Source organism: Defluviicoccus vanus, assembly GCF_014672695.1.
In the GTDB taxonomy this organism is placed as follows: Bacteria; Pseudomonadota; Alphaproteobacteria; order Rhodospirillales; family Defluviicoccaceae; genus Defluviicoccus; species Defluviicoccus vanus.
Genome location: NZ_CP053923.1, coordinates 2,500,760 through 2,522,488 on the forward strand (window position 1 = coordinate 2,500,760; position 21,729 = coordinate 2,522,488).

Annotated in this window: 23 protein-coding genes and 1 pseudogene; 14 read left to right on the forward strand and 10 right to left on the reverse strand. The window is 64.0% G+C overall.

The features are described from left to right. Window positions 1-107 precede the first annotated feature (107 nt). The 5 genes from sdhC to HQ394_RS11350 all read left to right on the forward strand — a co-directional run bounded on the left by sdhC (window position 108) and on the right by HQ394_RS11350 (window position 4,898). Window positions 108-497, forward strand: coding sequence for a succinate dehydrogenase, cytochrome b556 subunit (gene sdhC / locus HQ394_RS11330; protein WP_190260333.1), 390 nt, complete (start codon window positions 108-110; stop codon window positions 495-497). Between the two features lie 3 nt (window positions 498-500). After that, window positions 501-881: a succinate dehydrogenase, hydrophobic membrane anchor protein gene (gene sdhD / locus HQ394_RS11335; protein WP_190260334.1), complete on the forward strand. Its 381-nt coding sequence runs from the start codon at window positions 501-503 to the stop codon at window positions 879-881. Between the two features lie 24 nt (window positions 882-905). After that, the gene (gene sdhA / locus HQ394_RS11340; protein ID WP_190263274.1) at window positions 906-2,678 is read left to right on the forward strand and encodes a succinate dehydrogenase flavoprotein subunit; all 1,773 of its coding nucleotides are present in this window, start codon (window positions 906-908) and stop codon (window positions 2,676-2,678) included. 24 nt (window positions 2,679-2,702) lie between these two features. Continuing rightward, the gene (locus tag HQ394_RS11345) at window positions 2,703-3,482 is read left to right on the forward strand and encodes a succinate dehydrogenase iron-sulfur subunit (RefSeq protein WP_190260335.1); all 780 of its coding nucleotides are present in this window, start codon (window positions 2,703-2,705) and stop codon (window positions 3,480-3,482) included. Window positions 3,483-3,740: 258 nt separating this feature from the next. Beyond that, window positions 3,741-4,898, forward strand: coding sequence for an aminotransferase (locus HQ394_RS11350; protein WP_190260336.1), 1,158 nt, complete (start codon window positions 3,741-3,743; stop codon window positions 4,896-4,898). Window positions 4,899-5,008: 110 nt separating this feature from the next. On the opposite strand, the gene HQ394_RS11355 is transcribed toward HQ394_RS11350, so the two are convergent. From HQ394_RS11355 to HQ394_RS11380, 6 genes are all read right to left on the reverse strand, one after another. Continuing rightward, a complete protein-coding gene (locus HQ394_RS11355; RefSeq protein WP_190260337.1) occupies window positions 5,009-5,584 on the reverse strand; it encodes a hypothetical protein in 576 nt (191 codons plus the stop codon). 269 nt (window positions 5,585-5,853) lie between these two features. Further along, on the reverse strand, window positions 5,854-7,074 hold the full coding sequence (locus tag HQ394_RS11360) for a cation:proton antiporter (protein ID WP_190260338.1): 1,221 nt from the start codon (window positions 7,072-7,074) through the stop codon (window positions 5,854-5,856). Window positions 7,075-7,296: 222 nt separating this feature from the next. Further along, window positions 7,297-7,848 (reverse strand): HNH endonuclease, encoded by a 552-nt coding sequence (locus HQ394_RS11365; protein WP_190260339.1) that lies wholly within the window; start codon window positions 7,846-7,848, stop codon window positions 7,297-7,299. 109 nt (window positions 7,849-7,957) lie between these two features. Then, window positions 7,958-8,632: an alpha/beta hydrolase gene (locus HQ394_RS11370; RefSeq protein WP_190260340.1), complete on the reverse strand. Its 675-nt coding sequence runs from the start codon at window positions 8,630-8,632 to the stop codon at window positions 7,958-7,960. A gap of 81 nt (window positions 8,633-8,713) precedes the next feature. Continuing rightward, the gene (locus HQ394_RS11375; RefSeq protein WP_190260341.1) at window positions 8,714-9,466 is read right to left on the reverse strand and encodes a hypothetical protein; all 753 of its coding nucleotides are present in this window, start codon (window positions 9,464-9,466) and stop codon (window positions 8,714-8,716) included. 225 nt (window positions 9,467-9,691) lie between these two features. Continuing rightward, complete coding sequence (locus HQ394_RS11380) at window positions 9,692-10,024, reverse strand: hypothetical protein (protein WP_190260342.1); 333 nt, start codon at window positions 10,022-10,024, stop codon at window positions 9,692-9,694. A gap of 405 nt (window positions 10,025-10,429) precedes the next feature. On the opposite strand from HQ394_RS11380, the gene HQ394_RS11385 reads away from it, so the two are divergent. From HQ394_RS11385 to HQ394_RS11395, 3 genes are read left to right on the forward strand one after another with little or no spacing between them, the layout of a single operon-like run. Further along, on the forward strand, window positions 10,430-11,218 hold the full coding sequence (locus HQ394_RS11385; protein ID WP_456151594.1) for a protein-disulfide reductase DsbD domain-containing protein: 789 nt from the start codon (window positions 10,430-10,432) through the stop codon (window positions 11,216-11,218). A gap of 51 nt (window positions 11,219-11,269) precedes the next feature. After that, window positions 11,270-12,766, forward strand: coding sequence for a protein-disulfide reductase DsbD family protein (locus HQ394_RS11390; RefSeq protein WP_190260344.1), 1,497 nt, complete (start codon window positions 11,270-11,272; stop codon window positions 12,764-12,766). After that, complete coding sequence (locus HQ394_RS11395; protein ID WP_407644742.1) at window positions 12,708-13,148, forward strand: peroxiredoxin; 441 nt, start codon at window positions 12,708-12,710, stop codon at window positions 13,146-13,148. The genes HQ394_RS11390 and HQ394_RS11395 overlap by 59 nt, the downstream gene beginning before the upstream one ends. Before the next feature lie 129 nt (window positions 13,149-13,277). On the opposite strand, the gene HQ394_RS11400 is transcribed toward HQ394_RS11395, so the two are convergent. Then, complete coding sequence (locus tag HQ394_RS11400) at window positions 13,278-13,772, reverse strand: bacteriohemerythrin (protein WP_223291529.1); 495 nt, start codon at window positions 13,770-13,772, stop codon at window positions 13,278-13,280. A 309-nt stretch (window positions 13,773-14,081) separates the two neighbouring features. Between HQ394_RS11400 and HQ394_RS11405 the strand changes: the two genes are divergently transcribed. The 3 genes and pseudogenes from HQ394_RS11405 to HQ394_RS11415 all read left to right on the forward strand — a co-directional run bounded on the left by HQ394_RS11405 (window position 14,082) and on the right by HQ394_RS11415 (window position 17,164). Then, window positions 14,082-14,624 carry a phage integrase N-terminal SAM-like domain-containing protein gene (locus HQ394_RS11405; RefSeq protein ID WP_456151595.1) on the forward strand — a complete coding sequence of 181 codons (543 nt, stop codon included), beginning with the start codon at window positions 14,082-14,084 and terminating at the stop codon, window positions 14,622-14,624. Between the two features lie 12 nt (window positions 14,625-14,636). Continuing rightward, window positions 14,637-15,812, forward strand: a complete 1,176-nt coding sequence (locus tag HQ394_RS11410; protein ID WP_190260195.1) for an IS91 family transposase — start codon at window positions 14,637-14,639, stop codon at window positions 15,810-15,812. Window positions 15,813-16,213: 401 nt separating this feature from the next. Continuing rightward, window positions 16,214-17,164 (forward strand): annotated as a pseudogene (locus HQ394_RS11415) (IS630 family transposase). Window positions 17,165-17,309: 145 nt separating this feature from the next. On the opposite strand, the gene HQ394_RS11420 reads toward HQ394_RS11415, so the two are convergent. From HQ394_RS11420 to HQ394_RS11430, 3 genes are all read right to left on the reverse strand, one after another. Then, entirely contained in the window at window positions 17,310-17,789 is a 480-nt protein-coding gene (locus HQ394_RS11420) for a bacteriohemerythrin (RefSeq protein WP_190260348.1), read from the reverse strand. A gap of 128 nt (window positions 17,790-17,917) precedes the next feature. Further along, window positions 17,918-18,436: a ribonuclease HI gene (gene rnhA, locus HQ394_RS11425; RefSeq protein ID WP_190263275.1), complete on the reverse strand. Its 519-nt coding sequence runs from the start codon at window positions 18,434-18,436 to the stop codon at window positions 17,918-17,920. Between the two features lie 82 nt (window positions 18,437-18,518). Continuing rightward, window positions 18,519-19,496 (reverse strand): homoserine kinase, encoded by a 978-nt coding sequence (locus HQ394_RS11430; RefSeq protein WP_190260349.1) that lies wholly within the window; start codon window positions 19,494-19,496, stop codon window positions 18,519-18,521. A 106-nt stretch (window positions 19,497-19,602) separates the two neighbouring features. Here HQ394_RS11430 and HQ394_RS11435 point away from each other — a divergent pair, with 106 nt between their 5' ends. The 3 genes from HQ394_RS11435 to gcvT all read left to right on the forward strand — a co-directional run bounded on the left by HQ394_RS11435 (window position 19,603) and on the right by gcvT (window position 21,718). Continuing rightward, complete coding sequence (locus HQ394_RS11435; protein WP_190260350.1) at window positions 19,603-19,887, forward strand: CDGSH iron-sulfur domain-containing protein; 285 nt, start codon at window positions 19,603-19,605, stop codon at window positions 19,885-19,887. Between the two features lie 5 nt (window positions 19,888-19,892). Next, window positions 19,893-20,504 carry a hypothetical protein gene (locus HQ394_RS11440; RefSeq protein WP_190260351.1) on the forward strand — a complete coding sequence of 204 codons (612 nt, stop codon included), beginning with the start codon at window positions 19,893-19,895 and terminating at the stop codon, window positions 20,502-20,504. 98 nt (window positions 20,505-20,602) lie between these two features. Further along, complete coding sequence (gene gcvT / locus HQ394_RS11445) at window positions 20,603-21,718, forward strand: glycine cleavage system aminomethyltransferase GcvT (RefSeq protein WP_190260352.1); 1,116 nt, start codon at window positions 20,603-20,605, stop codon at window positions 21,716-21,718. The last annotated feature ends 11 nt before the right edge of the window (window positions 21,719-21,729 follow it).

The window sequence follows — 21,729 nt, forward strand, 5'->3', positions numbered from 1 at the left end:
CGCATAGTTTTTGCGTGTGCGAAGATTGACTCTTAAGCAGCCTGGGATTAAGGGATAGTTAACATTGCAAATTTTGCGGACCCAACAACACAAGAAGGGTAGGTCCCATGGCGTCTCCGGAACGTCCCCTCTCACCACATCTCCAAGTCTACAAACCACAGCTCACGTCGGTGCTGTCGATCCTACATCGTGTCACTGGCGTCGCTCTGACCGCGGGTACTCTCCTTCTCACCTGGTGGCTGGTCTCCGCAGCCTATGGTCCCGATGCCTTTGCAACTGCGCAGGGGTTCGCGGGATCATTGATCGGTCAACTGATCCTGTGGGGCTTCACGTTTGCCCTCTTCTATCACCTTGGCAACGGTGTTCGCCATTTGGCCTGGGATTTCGGCTGGGGTTTTGAACTCTCGCAGCTGCGAACCTCTGGCATCATCATGGTTGCCTTCGCGGTTGGTGCCACTCTCGTCACCTTGATCGCCGCCTACGCGGTTGGAGGCTGAGCCATGCAGATGCGCTCTTCATTGGGCCGCGTCCGCGGCCTCGGTTCCGCCAAGGAAGGCGTCGGCCACTGGTGGGCCCAACGCGTCACCGCCATCGCGCTGGTGCCGCTCGCCATCTGGTTCGTTGTCAGTATCATCTCGCTGACGGGTGCCACCTACGCAGAATATGTCGCCTGGATCGGCGTGTTCGGCAACGCACTCCTCATGATCCTCACGGCGTTAGTCCTGTTCTACCACGCCAGTCTTGGCATGCAGGTGGTGATCGAGGACTACGTCAGCGGCGAAGGCGCGCGCATCGCCGTCCTTCTGGCCGTCAAGTTCATTCTCTACACCCTGGCCGCCTCCTGTGTGCTGGCCGTGGTGCTCGTCGCGATGAGGAGCTGATAATCCAATGCCCCCGCCTATCCAATCATCGATCACTCCTATGATGTCATCGTCGTTGGCGCTGGTGGTGCCGGACTGCGCGCGACCATGGGACTCGCCGCCGCTGGTTTGAAGACAGCCTGCATCACAAAAGTGTTCCCCACTCGCAGCCACACTGTCGCCGCCCAGGGCGGCATCGGCGCCGCGCTCGGCAATATGGCCGAGGACTCGTGGGAATGGCACATGTACGACACCGTCAAGGGCTCCGACTGGCTCGGTGACCAGGACGCGATCGAATACATGTGTCGTCAGGCTGTCCCGGCAGTGCATGAGCTGGAGCATTTCGGCGTACCGTTTTCGCGCACCGCCGAGGGCAAGATTTATCAGCGCCCCTTCGGCGGCCACATGCGCAACTACGGTGAGGCCCCGGTGCAGCGCGCCTGTGCTGCCGCCGACCGTACCGGCCATGCCATCCTGCACACGCTCTATCAGCAGTGCCTGAAATTCTCGGCCGAGTTCTTCGTCGAGTACTTCGCCATCGACCTGATGATGGACAGCGAAGGCAGGTGCCGCGGTGTCGTCGCCTGGAACCTCGATGATGGCACGATCCATCGTTTCCAGGCACACAATACCGTGCTCGCCACCGGCGGCTACGGCCGCGCCTACTTCTCCTGTACGTCGGCGCACACCTGTACCGGTGACGGCAACGGCATGGTCGCTCGCGCTGGACTGCCTTTGCAGGATCATGAGTTCGTCCAGTTCCATCCCACCGGGATCTATGGCTCCGGCTGTCTGATCACCGAGGGTGCCCGCGGCGAGGGCGGTTATCTGACCAACTCCGCCGGCGAGCGGTTCATGGAACGCTACGCGCCGACGGCCAAGGATCTCGCGTCGCGCGACGTGGTCAGCCGCTCGATGACGGTGGAAATTCGCGAGGGTCGCGGCATAGGTGCTGACGCCGATCACATCATGCTGCACCTGGAACACCTGGGAGCCGAGATCCTGCTCGCCCGGCTGCCCGGTATCACCGAGACGGCAAAGATTTTCTCCGGCGTCGACGCCACCAAGGAGCCGATCCCGGTACTGCCGACGGTGCACTACAACATGGGCGGCGTGCCGACGAATTATCACGGCGAGGCGCTCAGGCCGACGGAGAGCGATCCCGATGCGGTGTGCGAGGGGCTGATGGCGGTCGGCGAATGCGGCTGTGCCTCGGTCCATGGCGCCAATCGTCTTGGTACCAACTCACTCCTCGATATCGTCGTCTTCGGCCGTGCCGCTGCATTGCGGGCAGCGGAAAAGATCAAGCCGGGCACACCGCACCGTCCCCTGCCGAAGGACTCCGCCGATCTGGCGCTCTCGCGCCTCGACCGGCTGCGGAACGCCAACGGCACCCAGTCGACCAGCCAGATCCGACTCGCCATGCAGCGGACGATGCAGAACGACGCGGCGGTATTCCGGACTCAGGAGGTGTTGGCCGAGGGCTGTCAGAAGATCGACGCCGTCTGGTCGACGCTCCCCGATATCCGGGTCAACGATCACTCGCTGATCTGGAACTCGGATCTGGTGGAAGCGCTGGAGCTCGAAAATCTGCTGGTCTGCGCCAAGGCGACGCTCTACTCGGGCGAAGCTCGCAAGGAAAGCCGTGGCGCCCACGCCCGCGAAGACTTCAGTTCCCGCGACGACGTCAACTGGATGAAGCACTCGCTGGCGACAATCGACCACAACGGCAAGGTAACCCTCAGCTACCGGCCGGTGCATACTTACACTTTGACCAGCGAAGCCAAATACATCGAGCCGCAAAAGCGGGTTTACTGAGCGAGGGCGAGGAGGAACGAAAAAATGGCCGAATTCAACCTGCCGCCCAATTCGCGGATGAAAGAAGGCAAGACCTGGCCGACACCGCCAGGCGCGAAGCGGGTCAAGCGCTTTCGCATTTACCGCTACAATCCCGATAGCGGTGAGAACCCGCGCATCGACACTTTCCACATTGATCTTGATGCCTGTGGGCCGATGGTTCTCGACGCGCTGATCAAGATCAAGAACGAGATTGACTCGACACTGACCTTCCGCCGGTCATGTCGCGAGGGTGTGTGCGGCAGTTGCGCCTTCAACATCGATGGTACCAACACGCTTGCCTGCATCAAGGCGATCGAGGACATCAAGGGCGACGTTCGTATCTTCCCTCTGCCGCACATGCCGGTGATCAAGGATCTGGTCCCCGACCTGTCGGTGCCCTACGCCCAGTACCAGCTGATTCAGCCGTGGCTGCAGGCTGACACACCACCACCAGCGGGCGAACGCCGGCAGAGCCCGGAAGAGCGGGCGAAGCTCGATGGCCTGTGGGAGTGCATCCTCTGCTTCTGCTGCCAGACTAGTTGCCCCAGCTACTGGTGGAATGGCGACCGCTACCTCGGCCCAGCAGTCCTGTTGCAGGCATACCGCTGGATCGCCGACTCCCGCGACGAACACACCGGTGACCGGCTGGATCAGTTAAACGATCCGTTCCGCGTCTACCGCTGCCACACGATCATGAACTGCTCCAACACCTGCCCGAAGCATCTCAATCCCGGCAAGGCGATCGCCGAGATCAAGACCGCCTTGGCGCAGCGCATTCTCTAACAGCTATCGCCACGGCCGCGGGGCGGTCTACGCCCCAGGCTGCGGCCTATCGGACGCCTCTGAGGGGCAAGACTGCGGCTCGCAAGGTTGCGCAGGGGAACACTCCGGGCATAGTGCCTCACCAATAAAAGCAAATCGAAACGACCGCCGGGAATCTTTCCCGGCGGTTTCGTTTTGGCCACGACGATGGCGCGTGCTTGGCGACGGCCCCATCGCCGGCATTGACAGGGACGGCCGGCGAAGCTTATCCGGTCGGGCATGAAATCCGTTAACCGCACGCTCTCACGCTACGGGACCACCGTCTTCACGGTGATGAGTGCGCTCGCGGTTCGCCACGGCGCTGTCAACCTCGGCCAAGGCTTTCCGGACGAAGAAGGACCAGAGGCGATCCGCCGGCTGGCCGCCGACGCGGTATACGAGGGTCCCAACCAGTACCCACCGATGCGGGGGCTGGCGGAACTGCGCGAAGCTGTTGCCACCCATAACCGCCGCTTCTACGGCCTCGACATCAACCCGGAGACCGAGGTACTGGTCACCTCGGGCGCGACGGAAGCACTCGCCTGCGGCATGCTCGGGCTGATCGAGCCCGGCGACGAAGTGGTGCTGTTTGAACCGCTCTACGACTCCTACCTGCCGATGATCGAGCGGGGCGGCGGCATTGCCCGCATCGTCCGCCTGGAACCGCCCGACTGGCGGCTGCCTGAGGCGGCGTTGGCGGCAGTGTTCTCGCGGCGAACCAAGTTACTGGTGCTTAACTCGCCACTCAATCCTGCCGGCAAGGTCTTCGGCCACGAGGAACTGGCATCGATTGCCCGGCTGCTGCTGGCGTACGACGCCTTTGCGCTCTGCGACGAGGTTTATGAACACTTGGTGTTCGACGGCGCCAGCCATGTACCGTTGCTGAGCCTGCCCGGCATGCGGGAGCGCTGCGTGCGTATCGGCTCCGCCGGCAAGACCTTCTCCGCCACTGGCTGGAAGGTGGGCTATGCCAGTGGTCCCGCGCCGCTGATCGACGCACTCGCCCGGGCGCACCAATTCCTCACCTTCACCACGCCGCCCAACTTGCAGCGGGCGGTGGCGGCGGGCTTGTGCCAGAATGACGGCTACTTCGGCGGCCTTGCGGCGCAGCAGCAGGCAAAGCGCGACCGGCTTGCAGCCGGACTTGCCGCCGCCGGCTTCGGCGTGCTGCCTTCGACCGGCACCTATTTTCTTGTTGCCGACTACAGGCGGCTCGGCTTTGACGAGACGGACGCGGCGTTCTGTCAGCGGCTGATCGAGGAGGCGGGGGTGGCAGCGATCCCGCTAAGTGCCTTCTACCGCGAGGCACCTCCAGTAGGTTTCGTCCGCTTCTGCTTTTGCAAGCGCGACGCCGTCCTCGACGAGGCCGTCGCCAGACTCCACCGCCGCTTTCGCTGACCCGCCGTGACGGCCGCGGGTCGGCGCCCGGCCCAAGCATCGTTCCTCAAACACAAAAACATGACGGAGTTGCCGCTTGGGATTGTGCCCGGCGGTTGTGTTTCCCAAACCTACAGCTGGGTGGGCGCGGCAGAAGGTGGGCTTTCCGTGGCTGGGACAGGTGTGCTTGCGTCCGGTACAGCGACGGGGTCGGACGGTTGCGCCTCTGTCGCGTCGGGTGCGACGCCGGCGGGCGCGGGCGCGGGCGCGGGCGCGGGCGGGGTCACGGGAACCATACCGGTGCCGCTGTCGCTAGCAAGTGCTGCCGCGTTAGCCTGAATGTCCTGCGCCAGGAAATCGACCCAACGGTTGTAGGTCGGGTGCACGGTGTTGTTCTTGGCGTCGAACTGTAGGCTCGCGCTTTCATAGTAGAGGATCGACAGCGTTGTCGTGGTGTAGAGAATATCGACCACCGCCATGTGCCCGGAGCGCTGGTGGGTGGCGATAATCTTGCCTGGCACTTCCTGGCGCATTTGCCAGCCGCGCTTGTTGCCGGCGAACATGATCGCCTGGCGGACTTGGTCGAGTGTCACGCCCGGTGGCGCGTCGAGCGGCATATCAACGATATTGTTGACCGGCGGATTCTGGCACGCGGTTAGCACGAGCGCCACGGAGAGTGCCGCCGCGATCAGTCCCTTCTTCAGCATCGACGTTCCCCGATGTCCTGGTTCAGCGCCGGATTGTGTCGGCGCCGCCTCGCGTCCCGTTCCGGATCTGATGCCACAACGCAGGACGCGCGGTCAGCACGTCATTCTATCGGTTCACTCTCCCCACCGCGATTTAAACCCTACTCGCCAGTTCATCCTGCGGTGTTCGTGGATGCAAAAGAAAGCCGCAGCATGACCGAGCAACTGCTGAAGCACATCAACCCAGGCTTCGCGAACTGGCGTAAATCCGCGCGGTGAACTTCTCCCGGTCATTTTATGATCCGTCGCGTCGTTTGTCGGTTTAACAGGGCGGCAGACGGTGCTGCGGTGGCCCCGTGCAAAACGATGCTGAGCAGAACAGTCAGGACGATGACGGCGAAAATCCGCTCCTGACCCTGAAAGCCGAAGTGATCGATGACGAGCGATAGATAGAGGACCGAGGCGATGCCGCGTGGGCCGGACCAACCAATGAAGGCGACCGTCGCCGCATCGAGGCGGCTACCGAGCAGACTGATTGCAGTCGGTAGCATGCGTACCACGGTCAGGCTGGCGAGGGCGTAAAGCAAGGTACGCCAATCCCACAGCGGCGCAGNCACGATCGGCAGCATCATCAGGCCGAAAATGAGGAAGACGAACAAGGAGAACTGGGCGCCGTCCGCTTCGCCGAATTCCCGCAACTGGGCACGGAACTGGTCGTCGCGCGCCCCCAGCATCAGACCGGCGAAATAGGCAGCGACGAACCCATTCAGGCTCAGCAGGTTGGCGGACGAGAAGGTAAACACGGCAAGACCCGGTGCGACCAGACGAATGAACGTCTCGTTCATCCAGCCCTGCTGCCATGCTGCATCAAGGCTCCTGCCCCCGACCCGGCCGATAACGGCGCCGAACAGCGCCCCCAACCCCAGTTCCTTGATTGCGTCCAGCATCCAGGCAGACGACGTCGTGTCACCAACTCCGGCCGTGCCGATCAGTGCCATCAGCATTAGGATCGGCGGCAAGGCGATGCCGTCGTTCAGGCCACTTTCGACGTTGAGCGTGTTGCGAATCCGCTCCGGCACCAATGGGCTTTGCACAACTGCGATGCCGAGTGCCGCGTCGGTGGGGGCAAGGATACAAGCGATAATCGCCAGCCAGGCGATCGGCACCTCTGGGAACAGGAGCCGTCCGACAACGATGCCGGTAACGATGGTCAACGGCAGCGCGATTGCCAGCAGTCGCACCGGCAAGGACCAGTCATGTTTGAAGCTCCGGAGCGCGACGCCGCTTGAGTCCGAGAACAGGATCACCGCCAGAGCAACTTCACCGATGATGGTGATCACGTCACTGTCGAGCGGCAAATCAACCAGGCCGAAGCCGAGAGGTCCCGCAGCGAAGCCGAAAGCCACGCATAGCATTGGTGCCGTAAAAACCCCGTTTTCAAGGCGCTTTGACAGGGCACCGAACAGCAGAAACAAGAGAGCGGTGAGCGCGAGAATGACGTGGTGAGGCATCGATTCTGCTTCCTTGGCCCGCAATTGGGGTGACCGCCGCGGGGATCATTGACACAGCATTCGGCAGGCGCATTACGTCACCAGATTTTGCAGCGCATACCTCTGGGAATGCTGTCCGTCGTTGGCTCGCATCGCAACGATCGAACTGCAAGATGCTGGTCGGTCCACAAGGTACCGCGGCCGGCGACGTCCGGGCTGGTGCCGGGCCATCGGCCGACCGGCTCAGCTCGGGTCCAGTTCGCTGTCCCAATAAAGGAAGTCGCGCCAGCTTTCGTGCAGGTAGTTGGNGGGAAAGGCACGGCCGTTTTCCTGCAGCTCGTAGGTGCTGGGCTCACAGGGCGGCGTCAGCGGGAACATTCCCGTTTCCTTCGGCAGGCGGTGGCCTTTAGACAGGTTGCAGGGCTCGCAGGCAGCAACCACGTTGGTCCACTCGGTGCGACCGCCGCGGGCGCGCGGGACCACGTGATCGAAGGTCAGTCGCTCGGCCGGCAGGTCGTGACCGCAGTACTGACAGGAAAACCCATCACGGAGGAAGACGTTGAAACGGGTGAAGGCAGGCCGGCGGGCGGCGGGGACGTATTGCTTAAGGACGATGACACTCGGCAGCCGCATTTCGTGACTGGGAGAATGCACCAAGCGGTCGTATTCGGAAACCACGTTGACCCGGCGGAGAAACACCGCCTTGATCGCTTCCTGCCATGACCACAGGGAAAGCGGGAAGTAGCTAAGCGGCCGAAAGTCCGCATTCAGAACCAGTGCCGGGTAGTTGTTCATGCCCGCGCACGCACCCTATGCCTGTAAGCGACGGCACCGTACTACAACTGCCCCGGCCTGCCAAACATTCTGAGGGTTACATTTCGGTGAAGTGAAGGCTGCCGGCGGATCAGCCGGGGTGGCGGCCGTTCAAGGTGCGAGCGAGAAAGGTAATGGCGATCCGCAGCGTCGCCTCGTCGATGCCGTGTCCCAAGTTTGGCAGCAGATGCGCTTCCACCGGCACGCTGGCCGCGACCAGCGCGGCCTCTGCGATCGGCAGATTGGCCGCCGGCAGGACATCGTCGTCGGTGCCATGGGTGAGCAGCACCGGTGGCCGGCAGCGGATCTCCGCCGCCAGGCGGTCCGCATCCACCAGCATCCCGGAATGGGAAATGATCGCTGCGGGCGGGGCGTCCTGGCGCAAGCCCACGTGCAGCGCCATCATCGCCCCTTGCGAGAAGCCGAGGAGGACGAGGCGATCGGGGCCGAGGCCGTGATGTGCCAGCTCGGCGGCGAGAAAGGCTTCGAGCAGTGGCTGCGCCGCCCGCACCCCGCGCGATCGGGTCTCGGCATCGAAGTTCTGCAGGCTGAACCACATGAAGCCGAAGGGCGCCATATCGAAGCGCAGCGGCGCGTTCGGGGCGACGAAGGCGGCACGCGGCAACAGCTGGCGGTAGAGCTCGGCGAGCGCAATCAGATCGGCGCCGTCGGCCCCGACGCCGTGCAGGAGAACAACGAGCAGGTCGGCCGGCGCGTCGCCTGCCGGCGGCAGGCGTGGACCATCAAGCGGGGGAAGTACGGCCATGGGGATAGCATTCGCCTCTGTCAGCGTCGGTCTCCCGGCTTCGCCGCGAAAAGAGCGATAGCGCGAGCGGAGGCGAGGGCCTCAGAACCGATAGTTGAGAATGACGCCGCCGAAGAACTCGTTGGAGGTGTCGCCTTCTTCCGAGCTCCGCGTCTTGTCCTGGCTGCGCAGGGGCACGGCGTAGGTGGCCTGCGTCTGCACCGTCCATTTCTCCGACGGCGCATAACCAAGACCGAGGCTGAGGCCCACATCGCGAAAGCCGCGCTCTTCGCCGGCAAGTCCGGCGCGGGCACCGGCGGATGAGCCGTCCAGGTTATAGGTGGAGAACAGCCGCGAGTTCAGCTGCCAGGAGGAGCCGAATGACGTGGTATAATCAAAGCCCGGCTGTACTCGCCAACTGTCTGTGCTGCTCAGAGGATCGGTGCCGAAGTGCATGTTGACTCCGTAACCGTCGCGCGGATTGGCCTCTGATGTGAAGCGATAACCAGCGTAGCCGCCCACCAAGGCGTTGCTGTTGCGACTGGGAACGGCCGGCGTGCCGGCCACTGAACGGCTGCCGACACCGCTGCCGAATTCACTGAGTGCACCGACGTTGACGCCGCCCACCGACGCGGTGGCCGATTGTACTGGCGTCGAACCGAGGGCGCCGGGGGTAATCGGCTGGGCAAAGTCCTGCAGGTTAACCGCACCGGGGACGGTCGTATCCTGCCCGTCACCGAGGACGAAGGTGTCGCCATGCGCGGTACCAAGTTCGGCAGCGGATGCGCCATCGAACGTGCCAACCGTCGCGGCCAGCACCGATAACGCCATCGCCAATCCTGCCAGGGACCTCATGTCGTTCCGGCCTTCCTGCAACTCTCGACAGTCCTTTGGTGAGTACAGCGGCACGCTCGCGTTCTAGTAACGGGTTGCCACGCAATCGCTGCAACGAAATATAGGGGAAACGTGGCAGACACGCTACATCATCGGTGCTGAATCGGCGCGAATCACCACCCCTGTGGCCTTTTGATCGCATCGCGCTGCGATCAAGCAAGGCCCAGGCAAGGCCATCCAGGCAAGCTATGTCGGCGCCGGAGTGGCCGTTTCACTCTCGGACGGAAGATTGAGCACAGGGTCGCTTGGTGTCAGCGGCGAGGCGGCCGGCCGCTGACAGCGGAAGCTGCTGACCCGAAGGTCGTAAGGATAATATTGCGCCGACTCCACCAAGTGCGCCGGCCTCGCGTCAGTGCATTGCGCGGCGGCCAGCCGATTCACCTCACCGCTGCCATTGATCAGTGGCGCATAGCGGACGTAGAACCAGTCCGGATTGTAGTGCACAACCCGTGGACCCTCGTAAACTTCGACGCAGCCACCAAGGGCAACAACCACGCCGATCAGGAGCAATGACCGCATGCGGTTGAGCTTAACCAGCCGGCGCCAAACTCACAACGGTTGGCTGGCCCCCAGCTATCGTGACTGCTCCCGGTTTCGCGTCGGGACGCGGGCAGCCCGGTGCGTCGCCGAACCGTGAACACATGCCGTCTTGCCGGCCGGGCAGCCGGCGGCCAACATCAGAAGTGAGGACCCTTGCCCTACGGAGCCCTTGCCGTGCACGATCCTGCGTCTCGATCTTCGATCGCGCTTCGCTCCGCTGCCTATGCTCTGCGCGCCTCTCCGGCGCGGCTTCTGCTGTTGCTCCTCCTCATATTCGCCTGGGCCGCATTGCTGCCGTCGGTTGCGGTGGCGGCGCCGGCGGCTGCGAGCGCCTGGAGCGAAACCGAGCATGGCCGTGTGCGGCTGATCGCCGGCGTCGAAGCGGTGGGCACGGCGCCGACGGTACCGCTCGGCCTGCAGTTCGAGATGGCGCCAGGCTGGAAAATTTACTGGCGGGCACCGGGAGACGCCGGTTTCCCTCCACGCATCGACTGGTCGGGCTCGGCAAATCTTGCGACGACGACCGTGCTCTGGCCGGCGCCGCTACGGTTCAGCGTTCTCGATTTCGAGACAATTGGTTACGAAGACGCGGTGATACTGCCGATCGAGGCACAGTTGGTCCGTTCAGGTGAACAGCTGTCACTCAACGCCAGCGTCGATTACCTCACCTGCAAGGACATCTGCGTTCCTTACCGCGCCCAACTGGCGTTGGCGCTCCCGGCGGGCACCGCCGTTGCCAGTCGGTTCAGCGACGAGATAGCCCAGTTTGCTAGGCAGGTCCCGCCGGCGCAGGCAACGAGGGCCTCGGCCGCGGAGGCAGGTGGCTGGTTTGCGATCGAAGCGGCGGCGCTTGCCGGGGACGAGGCGACGCTGGCCATTGTCGCCCGCGCCGTAAGCCCGTTTGTTGCTCCCGATGTATTCATCGAAGGGCCAGCCGAGCTGGCGTTCGANGCCCCGCGGGTCGAATTGCTTGGCGACGGCCGGATTGCCACCCTTCGCATCCCCGTGCATGGCACGCCGGCGGCGGTGGCGGCGCTACCGGGCAGCCGGATCGTGTTGACGCTGGTGGATGGCGCGCGGGCAGTGGAGCACACCATGNNATCGTTGGTGCAGGCACCGTTGGCACCGGTATCGTTGGCAGCGGCGCTTCAGGAGGCGCGGCGACCGATGTAACGACGGCGACGATGGTCGCGGCCACCCCTCTCCCCGGTCCGCTCCTTTGCCGTGATTCTGTTGCTGGCGGTCGTCGGCGGCCTGATCCTGAATCTGATGCCCTGCGTCCTACCTGTGCTTTCGATCAAGCTGCTTGCGGTTGTCAGCCATGGCGGCGGTGATCGCCGTCAGGTGCGGCTTGGCTTCCTCGCCACCGCGGCGGGGATTCTCTTTTCTTTCCTGCTGCTGGCAGTGGCGCTCATCGCCGTGCGCGCTGCCGGTGTTGCCGCGGGTTGGGGGCTGCAGTTCCAACAGCCGTGGTTTCTCGTCGCGATGACGCTGGTGGTGACGCTGTTCGCCTGTAACCTTTGGGGCGCGTTTGAACTGGGCGTTCCTACGACAGTTGCCGCGGTGGACGATCGGGCGGCGCGCGTGCACGGACTAGGCGGACACTTCCTCACCGGGGCGCTGGCGACACTGCTCGCCACCCCGTGTTCGGCGCCCTTTGTCGGTACCGCCATCGGCTTTGCCCTCTCGGGTGGCCCGGTTTCCACCCTGGCGGTGTTCAGTGCTTTGGCTGTCGGCTTGGCGTTACCCTATCTCGCCGTAGCTGCGGTGCCCTCGCTGGCGACACGGCTGCCGCGGCCGGGGCGCTGGATGGTGTGGTTGCGCCGAGGGTTGGGTGTTGTCCTGGTGGGCACCGGCGTTTGGTTGCTGACGATTCTCGCTGCGGCGCAGGGCGCCGGCGATGCCGTCCGGGTGGGTGTGCTCGCGGCTGCGATGGCACTGGCACTGGTACTTGGCCGGACGGTGCTGCCGGCGCGCTGGCACCGTCTCAGCCAGTTCGTGGCGCTCGCTTTTGGCGTCATCGCCTTCCTTGTTCCGGCGCCCTCGCTACCCACAGCCAACGCGCCGGCAGACCGAGGCTGGCAGCCCCTCGTTCCCGCAGATATCCCGGCGCTGGTCGCTGCCGGCAACACTGTTTATGTCAACGTCACCGCCGATTGGTGCCTCACCTGTAAACTGAACGAGCGCCTGGTCCTGGGGCGGGATCCGGTCGCATCGCGGCTGGCGGGGACTGGCGTCGTCGCCATGCGCGGCGACTGGACACGGCCGGACGAAGGAATCGCCCGCTATCTCGCCGACTTCGGCCGCTATGGCATCCCCTTCGACGCGGTCTATGGACCGGCCACCCCCGGGGGCACCGCCTTACCGGAACTACTCACCGCCGAGGTGGTGATGGCGGCGCTGGCGCGGGCCGGGGGCTGCCGGAGGCGCGCGCCGATGCCGACGCTGATGCGGCATTGGCCGCCCAGGTACCGACGCGCCCCTGAGGACCACCGAACGTGCGGTCGCTGTCGCGGTCGGGAGATGACCGGGGTTTCGTTTTACGGCCAGTCGGGCCATATGAGGGGCGGTGGTTCCGGCCGGGACCGTTATGACAATGCAAAGGAGGAAGGGGGCAGCGATGACAATCAAGGTTGGGGATTCGATTCCCGCGGTAAAGCTGATGGTCTGGGGCGAAAAAGGGCCAGAGCCGGTCATGACCGACACCCTGTTCAAGGGTAAGACCGTGGCCTTTTTCGGCGTTCCAGGTGCGTTCACGCCCAAGTGTTCGGAGGCGCATCTACCAGGCTTCGTGCAGAATGCCGACGCACTGAAGGCAAAGGGTGTCGATGCGATCGTTTGCACCGCCGTCAACGATGTCTTCGTTATGCACGCCTGGGGCAAGGATCAGGGCGTTGGCGACAAGGTGGTCATGGTTGCCGATGGCGATGCCGCGTTCTGCAAGGCGGCGGGACTGGAGTTTGACTTGACCGGCAAAGGCCTTGGTCTGCGCAACCAGCGTTTTGCCATGGTGGTCGAGGACGGCGTTGTGAAGAGCATGGCGATCGATCCACCGGGCGCCTTCGAAAAGACCAGCGCCGAGGCGGTGTTGGCGGGTCTGTAAGCCAGCCTGCGGGTTATACGTTCAACGCGATACGACATAAAGAAGGCGGGTTGAAACACAGCCCGCCTGATGCCGTTGACACGCCTGCCTCGGGTACATTTGCCCAGGCAGGCGTGTGCCCGGAAAGCCTCAATGCAGGCCGATAAGGGAACTCAGCGGCGGCACTGCCGCCCGTGCGATACGATCCACCCGCTCCTTGTCGACGCTGACGGTGCGCAGTTTTGAATCGTGGTCGGTGAGGTGTTGCCAGACCCACGCGTGGATGAAATCGACGATGCCGTGAACCCTGTCGATCGAGAGTTCGAGGGCGACCTCGGCGCGTGTCTCAGCAATGACGCGTTTGAAGTAGTCATGGTCGGCGCAATGCGCAGCGTCGAGAACTAAGCCGACCTGCTGAAAGACGATCTCTTCCCGTTGGCAATGAATGTGGGCAAATATCGTCAGCCGGTCAAGTACCTGGGCGAGCGTTGTCTTTAGGGCGTCGCCGTCCACATCGTCCAAAACGCTGAGCAAGTCGATAGCGTACCGGTGATCATCATCTATGGAGGCGATGCCGACACTGAAGGCACTTGACCACTTGAACGCGCTTCGCCGCGCCAACGTATCCATGTAGACTGCCCCCATTTGGTGAGCCCCGGCCGATTCCTGACTGGTTAGCTCAATTCTGACGCAAAAATTTCATTATCACAGTAGCATTACCGAATCCCGATGTCATCAGCGGTGCAATGGCAAGCATCGATCTGTATGCATTCACGCGCACTAGAGCGGAGGCCGATCTGAGTGAATCGTTGGGGATTGAACGAACCCGCTGTCGCGGGAGTGGGGTGATCGGTTAGCAGGGACAGCTCCCGTCTGAGAGGATTACGGCGTGTTGAAGCCCTATTCTCAGACAGGAGCACCTCGATGGCCGAGATGAGCCCTCTGCGCCGGCGCATGACCGAGGACATGACGGTCCGCAATCTGTCGCCGGCGACGCAACGGTCCTATCTGCACGCGGTCAGCAAGTTCAGCCGCCACTTCGGTCGCTCGCCGGACCAGCTTGGCCTGGAGGACGTGCGCGCGTTCCAGGTCCATCTGGTGTCGACCGGCATTTCGTGGCCGGCGCTGAACCAGACGGTGTGTGCCCTGCGGTTTTTCTACGGCGTGACGCTCGGGCACGGCGAGATCCCGGAGCGGATCCCCTACGCGCGCGAGCCGCACAAGCTGCCAGTGGTGTTGAATGCCGATGAAGTGGTGCGCTTTCTCGAGGCGGTGCCCAGCCTGAAGAGCCGCGCTGCGCTGGCAACGGCCTATGCGGCACAGCTTCGCNNCACCCACCTGCTGGAGAACGGCACCGACATCCGCATCATCCAGGTGCTGCTTGGCCACGCCAATCTGTCGAGCACGGTCCGCTATACCCGGGTCTCGAACGGCCTGATCCGGCGAACGCAGAGCCCGCTCGACCGGCTGACGCTGGAGGTCGTGCCGCCCGCCTGATGCGGCCGCACGATGGCGGCCAGATGGGAGGTGGCGGATGTCTTCCGCCGCCATGGGGATGCTTATCGCCGGGCGCACGACGGCCATCTGGGCCGGGTCGAGCGGCGGGTGATGAGTGCGGTCGCGCTGTGCCGGACGGCGGCGCTGGGCGGCCATGCCGAGGGTTGCGCCGACTGCGGCTTCGTCCGCCACGCTTACAACTCCTGCCGCAACCGGCACTGCCCGAAGTGCCAGGGTCAGGCCCGCGCCGAGTGGCTGGCTGCCCGGCAGGCCGAGCTCCTGCCGGTGCCGTACTTCCACGTCGTCTTCACGGTAGCGTCGCCGGCGGCCGAGATCGCCTTCCAGAACAAGCAGACGGTCTATGCCATCCTGTTCCGCACGGCGGCGGAGACGCTGCGCCGGATCGCCGCCGACCCGAATCACCTCGGGGCCGAGATCGGTCTCGTCGCCGTGCTCCACACCTGGGGCCAGACCCTGCAGCATCATCCCCATGTCCATTGCGTCGTACCCGGCGGTGGCCCGTCGCCCGACGGCACCCGCTGGGTCGCCTGCCGGCCCGGCTTCTTCCTGCCGATCCGCGTCCTCTCGCGGCTGTTTCGCCGGCTGTTCCTGGACGAACTGCGCGCCGCGTTCGACGCTGGTCAGCTCGGCTTGTTCGGCGATCTCGCCCACCTCGCCGACCCGGCCGGCTTCGCTCGTCGCCTCCGCGATCTGCGGCGGGCCGAATGGATCGTCTATGCGAAGCCGCCGTTCGGTGGGCCGGAACAGGTGCTGGCCTATCTCGCTCGCTACACCCACCGCGTCGCCATCGCCAATTCGCGGCTGATGACCGTGACCGAGGATGACGTCACGTTCCGCTGGAAGGACTATCGTCACCACGGCAAATCGAAGGTCATGGCCCTCGACGCCGACGAGTTCATCCGCCGCTTCCTGCTCCACACCCTGCCGGACGGGTTCCATCGCATCCGCCATTACGGCTTCCTCGCAAACGGCCACCGCGCCGCGAAGCTGGCGCTGTGCCGCGAGTTGTTGGCCGCGCGACCGATCATCGAGCCCGCAACACCGACTGAGCCGAAGCAGGCCACCATTGCGTTCGATCGCTGCCCCTGCTGCGGCGGCGCGATGATCACCTTCGCCATCCTCCTTCGACCACCGCCCCGCCCCTCGTTCCGCCAGGACACCTCATGAGCCGCCGGCATCCTTGCCGCTCCGCCTGTCCGGCACCGACGCTGCCGTGCGTCGGTGCCCATAGCCTTGTCCAACAGCCTGCCCGGCTGCGCCAGATCCGGCGCAGCGCCCCTCGAACGCGCGGTTCAGCTCACTGCCGCGACCAACCGCCCGGCATCGCCGGCCTCGACCGCTCCCGGGCAATTCTCATGCAGACCCGCCCGAAAGCTGTCTCGGACCACCAGACGCGGCAACAATCCCCATAGCTCGCCGGCCATCCGCGGGTTCGCTCAATCCGGCTTCAATGAGGTCGCGCCGACGCACGCCAAACACCTCGTCACGCGACCTCACAGAAGCCTCCAGATTCCCATTGGGGGCTGGTTCTGATTCAAGATGTCTGCCGGAGGAGGAGGCCGGTGGACATGTCGACAGCGCTTTCCCTCGATCTTCGCGTCCGGGTTCTCAAGGCGGTGGCGGAAGGCGCGAGCCATCGCGCGGCGGCGGCGCGGTTCGGCGTCAGCGCCGCCAGCGTGAGCCGATGGCGGGCGCTGGAGCGGACGCAGGGTGATCCGCGCCCTGGCCCGCTCGGCGGCGACCGCCGCTCCGCCCGCGTCGAGGCGCAAGGCGCGCTGATCCGGCAGCTGATCGAGGCGACGCCGGACGTCACCACCGAAGAGCTGCGCGCGACGCTGGCCGAGCGGGGCCACGGTTTCGGCTACGGCACGCTGCAGCGGTTCTTCCGCCGCCACGGGCTCACGCGCAAAAAAAGACCGGCCATGCGACCGAACAGGACCGCCCCGACATCCTGAAGCAGCGCGAGGCGTGGTTCGACGGCCAGATCGACCTGGCCCCGGAGCGCCTCGTGTTCATCGACGAGACCTGGGCGAAGACCAACATGGGCCGTACCTACGGCCGCGCGCCCCGCGGCGAGCGGCTGCGCATGGGCTTCCCCCATGGCCACTGGAAGACCACGACCTTCGTCGGCGCCCTGACCATGCGCGGCATGATCGCCCCCTTCGTGCTCACCGGAGCGATCAACCGCGACGCCTTCGATGCCTATGTCGAGAAGGTGCTCGTCCCCGAGCTCCGCCCCGGCGACATCGTGATCATGGACAACCTGTCCAGCCACAAGGGGCCGCGCACCGATGCGCTGATCAAGGACGCGGGCGCCAGCCTCCTCTTCCTGCCGCCCTACAGCCCCGACTTCAACCCCATTGAGAAGGCGTTCGCGAAGCTCAAGGCCCTGCTCCGCAAGGCCGCNCGAGCGCACCGTCGAAGCCCTCTGGGCCGCCATCGGCCGCTTCGCCGACGACTTCACCCCAGCCGAGTGCGCAAACTACTTCAGCGCCTGCGGATACGATCCAGACTGGTAGGATTCCGCTCTAAATTTTTGCGCGCCGCGTCGCGTCAGCACGAAACTCAACGAGCGGCATCATGCATGCCGCTCGCTACCTTCCCGTATTGCTTTAAGTGATTCGCACTCTCGCGCCTGTAACCGTCNTCCTGGCGAGGGGGTCCTCAGGCGAAGCCGACGCTCGGTTGGTGCAGCAGTGCCATTTCGACCGGAGGCGCTACACCCTCGGCGAGCGCGTTCAGCGCCACCGCATCAACGACAAACGGCTTGTAGGCCATGTCTTGAATCAAAATATGGTGCCGAAGCCAGTTGGTCAGGTACTCGTGCAACTCTGCCGCGACGGTGGCGTCCAGCCGCTGATGAACCCGCTGTCGCATCGCCTGGATGTAACGGCTGAAGCCCGAATGCTCTCGCGAATGGAACTCGATGCCTGGAAACACGCAGTCCGACATCACCCGTTCCTCGCGACTGAAATGGAACCGGCTGTACACCAGCAGGGTTTCGAGCACGGTCTCGATCAGTTCCGGAACGTCAGTCGCGTTGGCTTCCGCCAACAGGTTGATGATGCGTACAAGGCAGCGATGGTCGGCATCGAGAGCCGGCACGCCGACGCTCATCGCTTCGCACCACTGGAGCATGGGCATGGTCTTTATCCTTTGCAGCGAGCGGCATCTCTGAACTAATGAACCATTATAACATGCTGTGGTGCAGTGCAGCAGTGACGAAACCGCAGGTCTGCTAGCGCTCAGTCCATTCTCGTGCCGCCCTGTGACTAAATAGCGGCTGAGACCTTGTCCGCCTCGGCGAGGTGGGCCTGTTGGCGGCGAGCGGCGCCACGCGCCAACGCGTCGACACGCTCGTTCTCTGGATGGCCGTTATGACCGCGAACCCAAACCCAATCGATACGATGGGNGGCCATAATTTCGATCAGTTGCTCCCACAAGTCGCGGTTGCGGACCGGCCGGCGGTCGGCGGCGCGCCAGCCGTTGCGCTGCCAGGCGTGGATCCAGCGGGTGATGCCGTCGCGGAGATAAATCGAATCGGAGCAGACCCGCACCGTACACGGACGCTTCAGTGCTGACAGCGCTTCGATTGCCGCCGTCAGCTCCATGCGGTTGTTGGTGGTCAGCGGCACGGCGCCAGACAATTCCTTTTCCTTGCCGCGCCAGCGCAATATCGCTCCCCAGCCACCCGGACCCGGGTTGCCGAGGCAGGCGCCGTCGGTAAAAATTGCGACCGTCTGATCCTCAACGGGCGACGATGTGTCGACCTCCGGATCCTGCGACGCCAGTGGGTCATCGAGAAGGGTGGCACCTCCGACACGGCAAGCTCCTCAGCGGCAAGCGGCGGACGGTTCCCGGCTGACGGGGCGTTCACGCCGCGCGATCCACATCAAGTCCATACTCTCCGGGACTGCGGACCCGACGATGAAAGCGCATCTTCTGCAGGTATTCCACCGGGTTCTTCGGCGTAACCAGAGCCGTGCGCGGTGTGTGCAGCCAGTCGTAAAGCCGGGTCAGCAGGAACCGCATCGCCGCTCCGTGCGCAAGCAACGGAAATGCCTGCCACTCCGCAGCCGTCAACGGCCGAACGGACTGATAAGCTCCGGCCAGACGGCGAGCCTTGGTCACGTTAAAGCTCCCATCGGACTCAAAGCACCAAGCATTCATGCATACTGCCAAGTCGTACGCAAGGAAATCGGTGCAGGCAAAATAAAAATCGATGATCCCAGAGAGGTTTCCGCCTTGAAAGAACACATTGTCAGGAAAGAGATCGGCGTGGATCACTCCCTCCGGCAGATGTGCCGGCCAACCGCTCTCAAGATAGCCCATGTCGGCTGCCAGTTCGTCAACCAGCTCGGCCGCCACCTCCTGCTCATGCCGTGCGCTCGCCTGCAGCAACGGTCGCCAGCTATCCACCGATAAACCATTGTGCCGCCGCAGCGGAAAGTTGGCGCCGGCCAAGTGCAGCCGCGCCAGCGCCTCGCCGACGGCGGTACAATGTTCGGGTGTCAGGCGTCTGGGCGACATGCCGTGGAGAAACGTAACCATCGCCGCCGGCCGCTCGTTCAGCCGGCGTAAGGCCTGACCGTCGCGACCGTGCAAGGGTGTCGGACAGGGGATCCCGTGCGCAGCCAGATGCTCCATCAGCGAGATGAAAAAGGGCAATTCCTCCTCGCGTACGCGCCGCTCGTACAAGGTGAGGATGTAGGTGGCGGTCTCCGTTACCAGGAGATAGTTGGTATTTTCGATTCCTTCGGCGATGCCCTTGCAGGCGACGACACGACCAACCGCATACTCGGCGACAAACGCCGCCACCTCTTCGTCGCCAACCTCGGTATAGACAGCCATGGATGCATCTTGTCATGTGGGATGAGCTGGCGATAGTGTTCCCGCGCACGGTGGTATGGTCAAGCATGCCGATGCTTCGGCGCTGTTTGCGGGCCGCCCTTGCAGTATGCTGGTCGACGTCACCCGACAAGAGCCCCCATGGGAGCCCGCTGATGCCCGATGTTCTGATCGCCCAGAAATCACCCTATGCCGTGATGTGGAAGCGGGGCGGCGTTACGCGTGGTGCAGCTGTGGACGCAGTTCCAATCAGCCGTTCTGCGACGGCAGTCACCAGGGCACCGGGTTGATGCCGGTGCTGTTCACCCCCGAGCGGACGGAGACCGTCTACCTCTGCGGCTGCAAACACACCCAAGACAAGCCGTACTGCGACGGCACGCACGAAAATCTGTGACCGCCATGTCGAGTTCTCAGCCTGGCGGTCGTCGTCGTGTCCTTGCTGTAGCCGTCGCCCTGATGGCAACGGTTGCCGCCTGCTCCTCGAATCGTGATGAAGCACCGGCCTGTCCGGCAACGGCAGTGCTCAACGACGCGGGTACCATTACCCGCTTTGGTCCCGGGCCGGCGCGCGACCTCCTGAACGTCGACCTGCAAGGGGAGATCGCCGATTTGGTCGTCGCCTGCAACGACAAGGCGAAGCGTGATGGCGTGCAGGTGGCGGAGGTCGTCGTTGCCCCGATCATTGTCGCCAGCCGCGGCCCGGCCAATCTTAATCGTACCCCTATCTTGCGCTATTTCGTCAGCGTCGTCGATGCCAACCAGCAAATCCTGCAGAAGCAGGCTTTTGATCTGCCGCTCGATTTCACCGACAATCGCACCCGCCTAGTGATCCGCGATGACGATCCGCCGATCAAGATTTACGTCCCCAACCGTAAGGGCTCCGGCGCCCGCGGCTATCAGGTGCTGGTCGGCTTTCAACTCACCCAGGAAGAACTCACCTACAATCAGCAGCGCGGCGCTGGCGGCGTGGCGCCGGGTGCTTTGACGCGTCAATCCGGACCGATACAGTAATCACCGACGGCAGCGATGCCCCGGCCCAAGGCGACCGATGGTTCAGACAGGATGTCGTTCCCAGGCAGCACGCGGCGAAGGGTGAGGAGGCGGATCGAATGAGCGCGGAAGCCGAGGCGGCGTTGAAACGCACGCCGCTCGAACGCCTGCATCGCAAACTCGGTGCCCGGATGGTGCCGTTTGCCGGCTATCTCATGCCGTTGCAGTACAGTGGCATCATTGAAGAACATCGGCACGCGCGCCAACGTGCTGTCCTGTTCGATGTCTCGCACATGGGCCAGGCGCTGGTGACGGGCGATAACGTCCTCGCGGCGATGGAGCGCCTTGTGGTTGCCGATCTGCAGGGGATGCAGGCAGGGCGGCTGCGCTATACGCTGCTGACCAATGACGACGGCGGCATCATCGACGACATCATGGTCGCGCATGGCGGCACGACGATTTGGCTTATTCTCAATGCGTCGCGCGCCGAGGTTGATCTCCAGCACATCGGCCAGCATCTAGGATCCGGCTGCGCGCTGCAGCCGCGACCGGACCGCGCCCTGTTGGCGCTGCAGGGGCCAGCGGCAGCAACGGTGCTCGGCCGGTTCGCGCCCGCTGCGCGGCTGATGCTGTTCATGACCGTGACCACCCTCAGCATTGATGGCATCAAGTGCGGCGTTTCCCGCTCCGGTTACACCGGCGANGATGGGTACGAAATTTCCTTGGCGGCCGACGCCGCCGAACACGTGGCGCATCTGCTGCTGGGTGAACCGGAGGTGAAACCGGCCGGCCTCGGTGCGCGCGACACCCTGCGGCTGGAGGCGGGACTTTGCCTCTATGGCAATGACATCGATACCACGACGACGCCGGTGGAGGCCGGTCTCGCCTGGACCATCAACAAGCGACGGCGGCTGGAAGGCGGTTTCCCCGGCGCCGAGGTGATCTTGGCCCAGTTGCAGCACGGCGTCGCCCAGATGCGTGTCGGCATCCGCCTTGACGGCAAGGCGCCGGCACGTGCGCACACCCCGATCACCAGCACCGACGGGCAGACGATCGGTCACGTGACCAGCGGCGGCTTCGCCCCCAGCCTGCAGGCGCCAATTGCCATGGGCTATGTTGCCAGGGGCTTTGCTGCGCCAGGGACTCTGGTCAACCTGATCGTTCGCGACAAGCCGTTGCCGGGCCAAGTGGTTTCGCTGCCNCTCGTCGAACATCGCTACGCCAAACCGGCTTGAAAGGAGCGTGC

Excerpts from the sequence above, each read along its gene's own strand:
- sdhC (WP_190260333.1), top strand. The coding sequence starts at position 108 with ATGGCGTCTCCGGAACGTCCCCTCTCACCACATCTCCAAGTCTACAAA.
- sdhD (WP_190260334.1), top strand. The coding sequence starts at position 501 with ATGCAGATGCGCTCTTCATTGGGCCGCGTCCGCGGCCTCGGTTCCGCC.
- HQ394_RS11345 (WP_190260335.1), top strand. The coding sequence starts at position 2,703 with ATGGCCGAATTCAACCTGCCGCCCAATTCGCGGATGAAAGAAGGCAAG.
- HQ394_RS11350 (WP_190260336.1), top strand. The coding sequence starts at position 3,741 with ATGAAATCCGTTAACCGCACGCTCTCACGCTACGGGACCACCGTCTTC.
- HQ394_RS11355 (WP_190260337.1), bottom strand. The coding sequence starts at position 5,584 with ATGCTGAAGAAGGGACTGATCGCGGCGGCACTCTCCGTGGCGCTCGTG.
- HQ394_RS11370 (WP_190260340.1), bottom strand. The coding sequence starts at position 8,632 with ATGGCCGTACTTCCCCCGCTTGATGGTCCACGCCTGCCGCCGGCAGGC.
- HQ394_RS11375 (WP_190260341.1), bottom strand. The coding sequence starts at position 9,466 with ATGAGGTCCCTGGCAGGATTGGCGATGGCGTTATCGGTGCTGGCCGCG.
- HQ394_RS11380 (WP_190260342.1), bottom strand. The coding sequence starts at position 10,024 with ATGCGGTCATTGCTCCTGATCGGCGTGGTTGTTGCCCTTGGTGGCTGC.
- HQ394_RS11395 (WP_407644742.1), top strand. The coding sequence starts at position 12,708 with ATGGTCTGGGGCGAAAAAGGGCCAGAGCCGGTCATGACCGACACCCTG.
- HQ394_RS11400 (WP_223291529.1), bottom strand. The coding sequence starts at position 13,772 with ATGGGGGCAGTCTACATGGATACGTTGGCGCGGCGAAGCGCGTTCAAG.
- HQ394_RS11410 (WP_190260195.1), top strand. The coding sequence starts at position 14,637 with ATGGCGGCCAGATGGGAGGTGGCGGATGTCTTCCGCCGCCATGGGGAT.
- HQ394_RS11420 (WP_190260348.1), bottom strand. The coding sequence starts at position 17,789 with ATGCCCATGCTCCAGTGGTGCGAAGCGATGAGCGTCGGCGTGCCGGCT.
- HQ394_RS11430 (WP_190260349.1), bottom strand. The coding sequence starts at position 19,496 with ATGGCTGTCTATACCGAGGTTGGCGACGAAGAGGTGGCGGCGTTTGTC.
- HQ394_RS11435 (WP_190260350.1), top strand. The coding sequence starts at position 19,603 with ATGCTGGTCGACGTCACCCGACAAGAGCCCCCATGGGAGCCCGCTGAT.
- HQ394_RS11440 (WP_190260351.1), top strand. The coding sequence starts at position 19,893 with ATGTCGAGTTCTCAGCCTGGCGGTCGTCGTCGTGTCCTTGCTGTAGCC.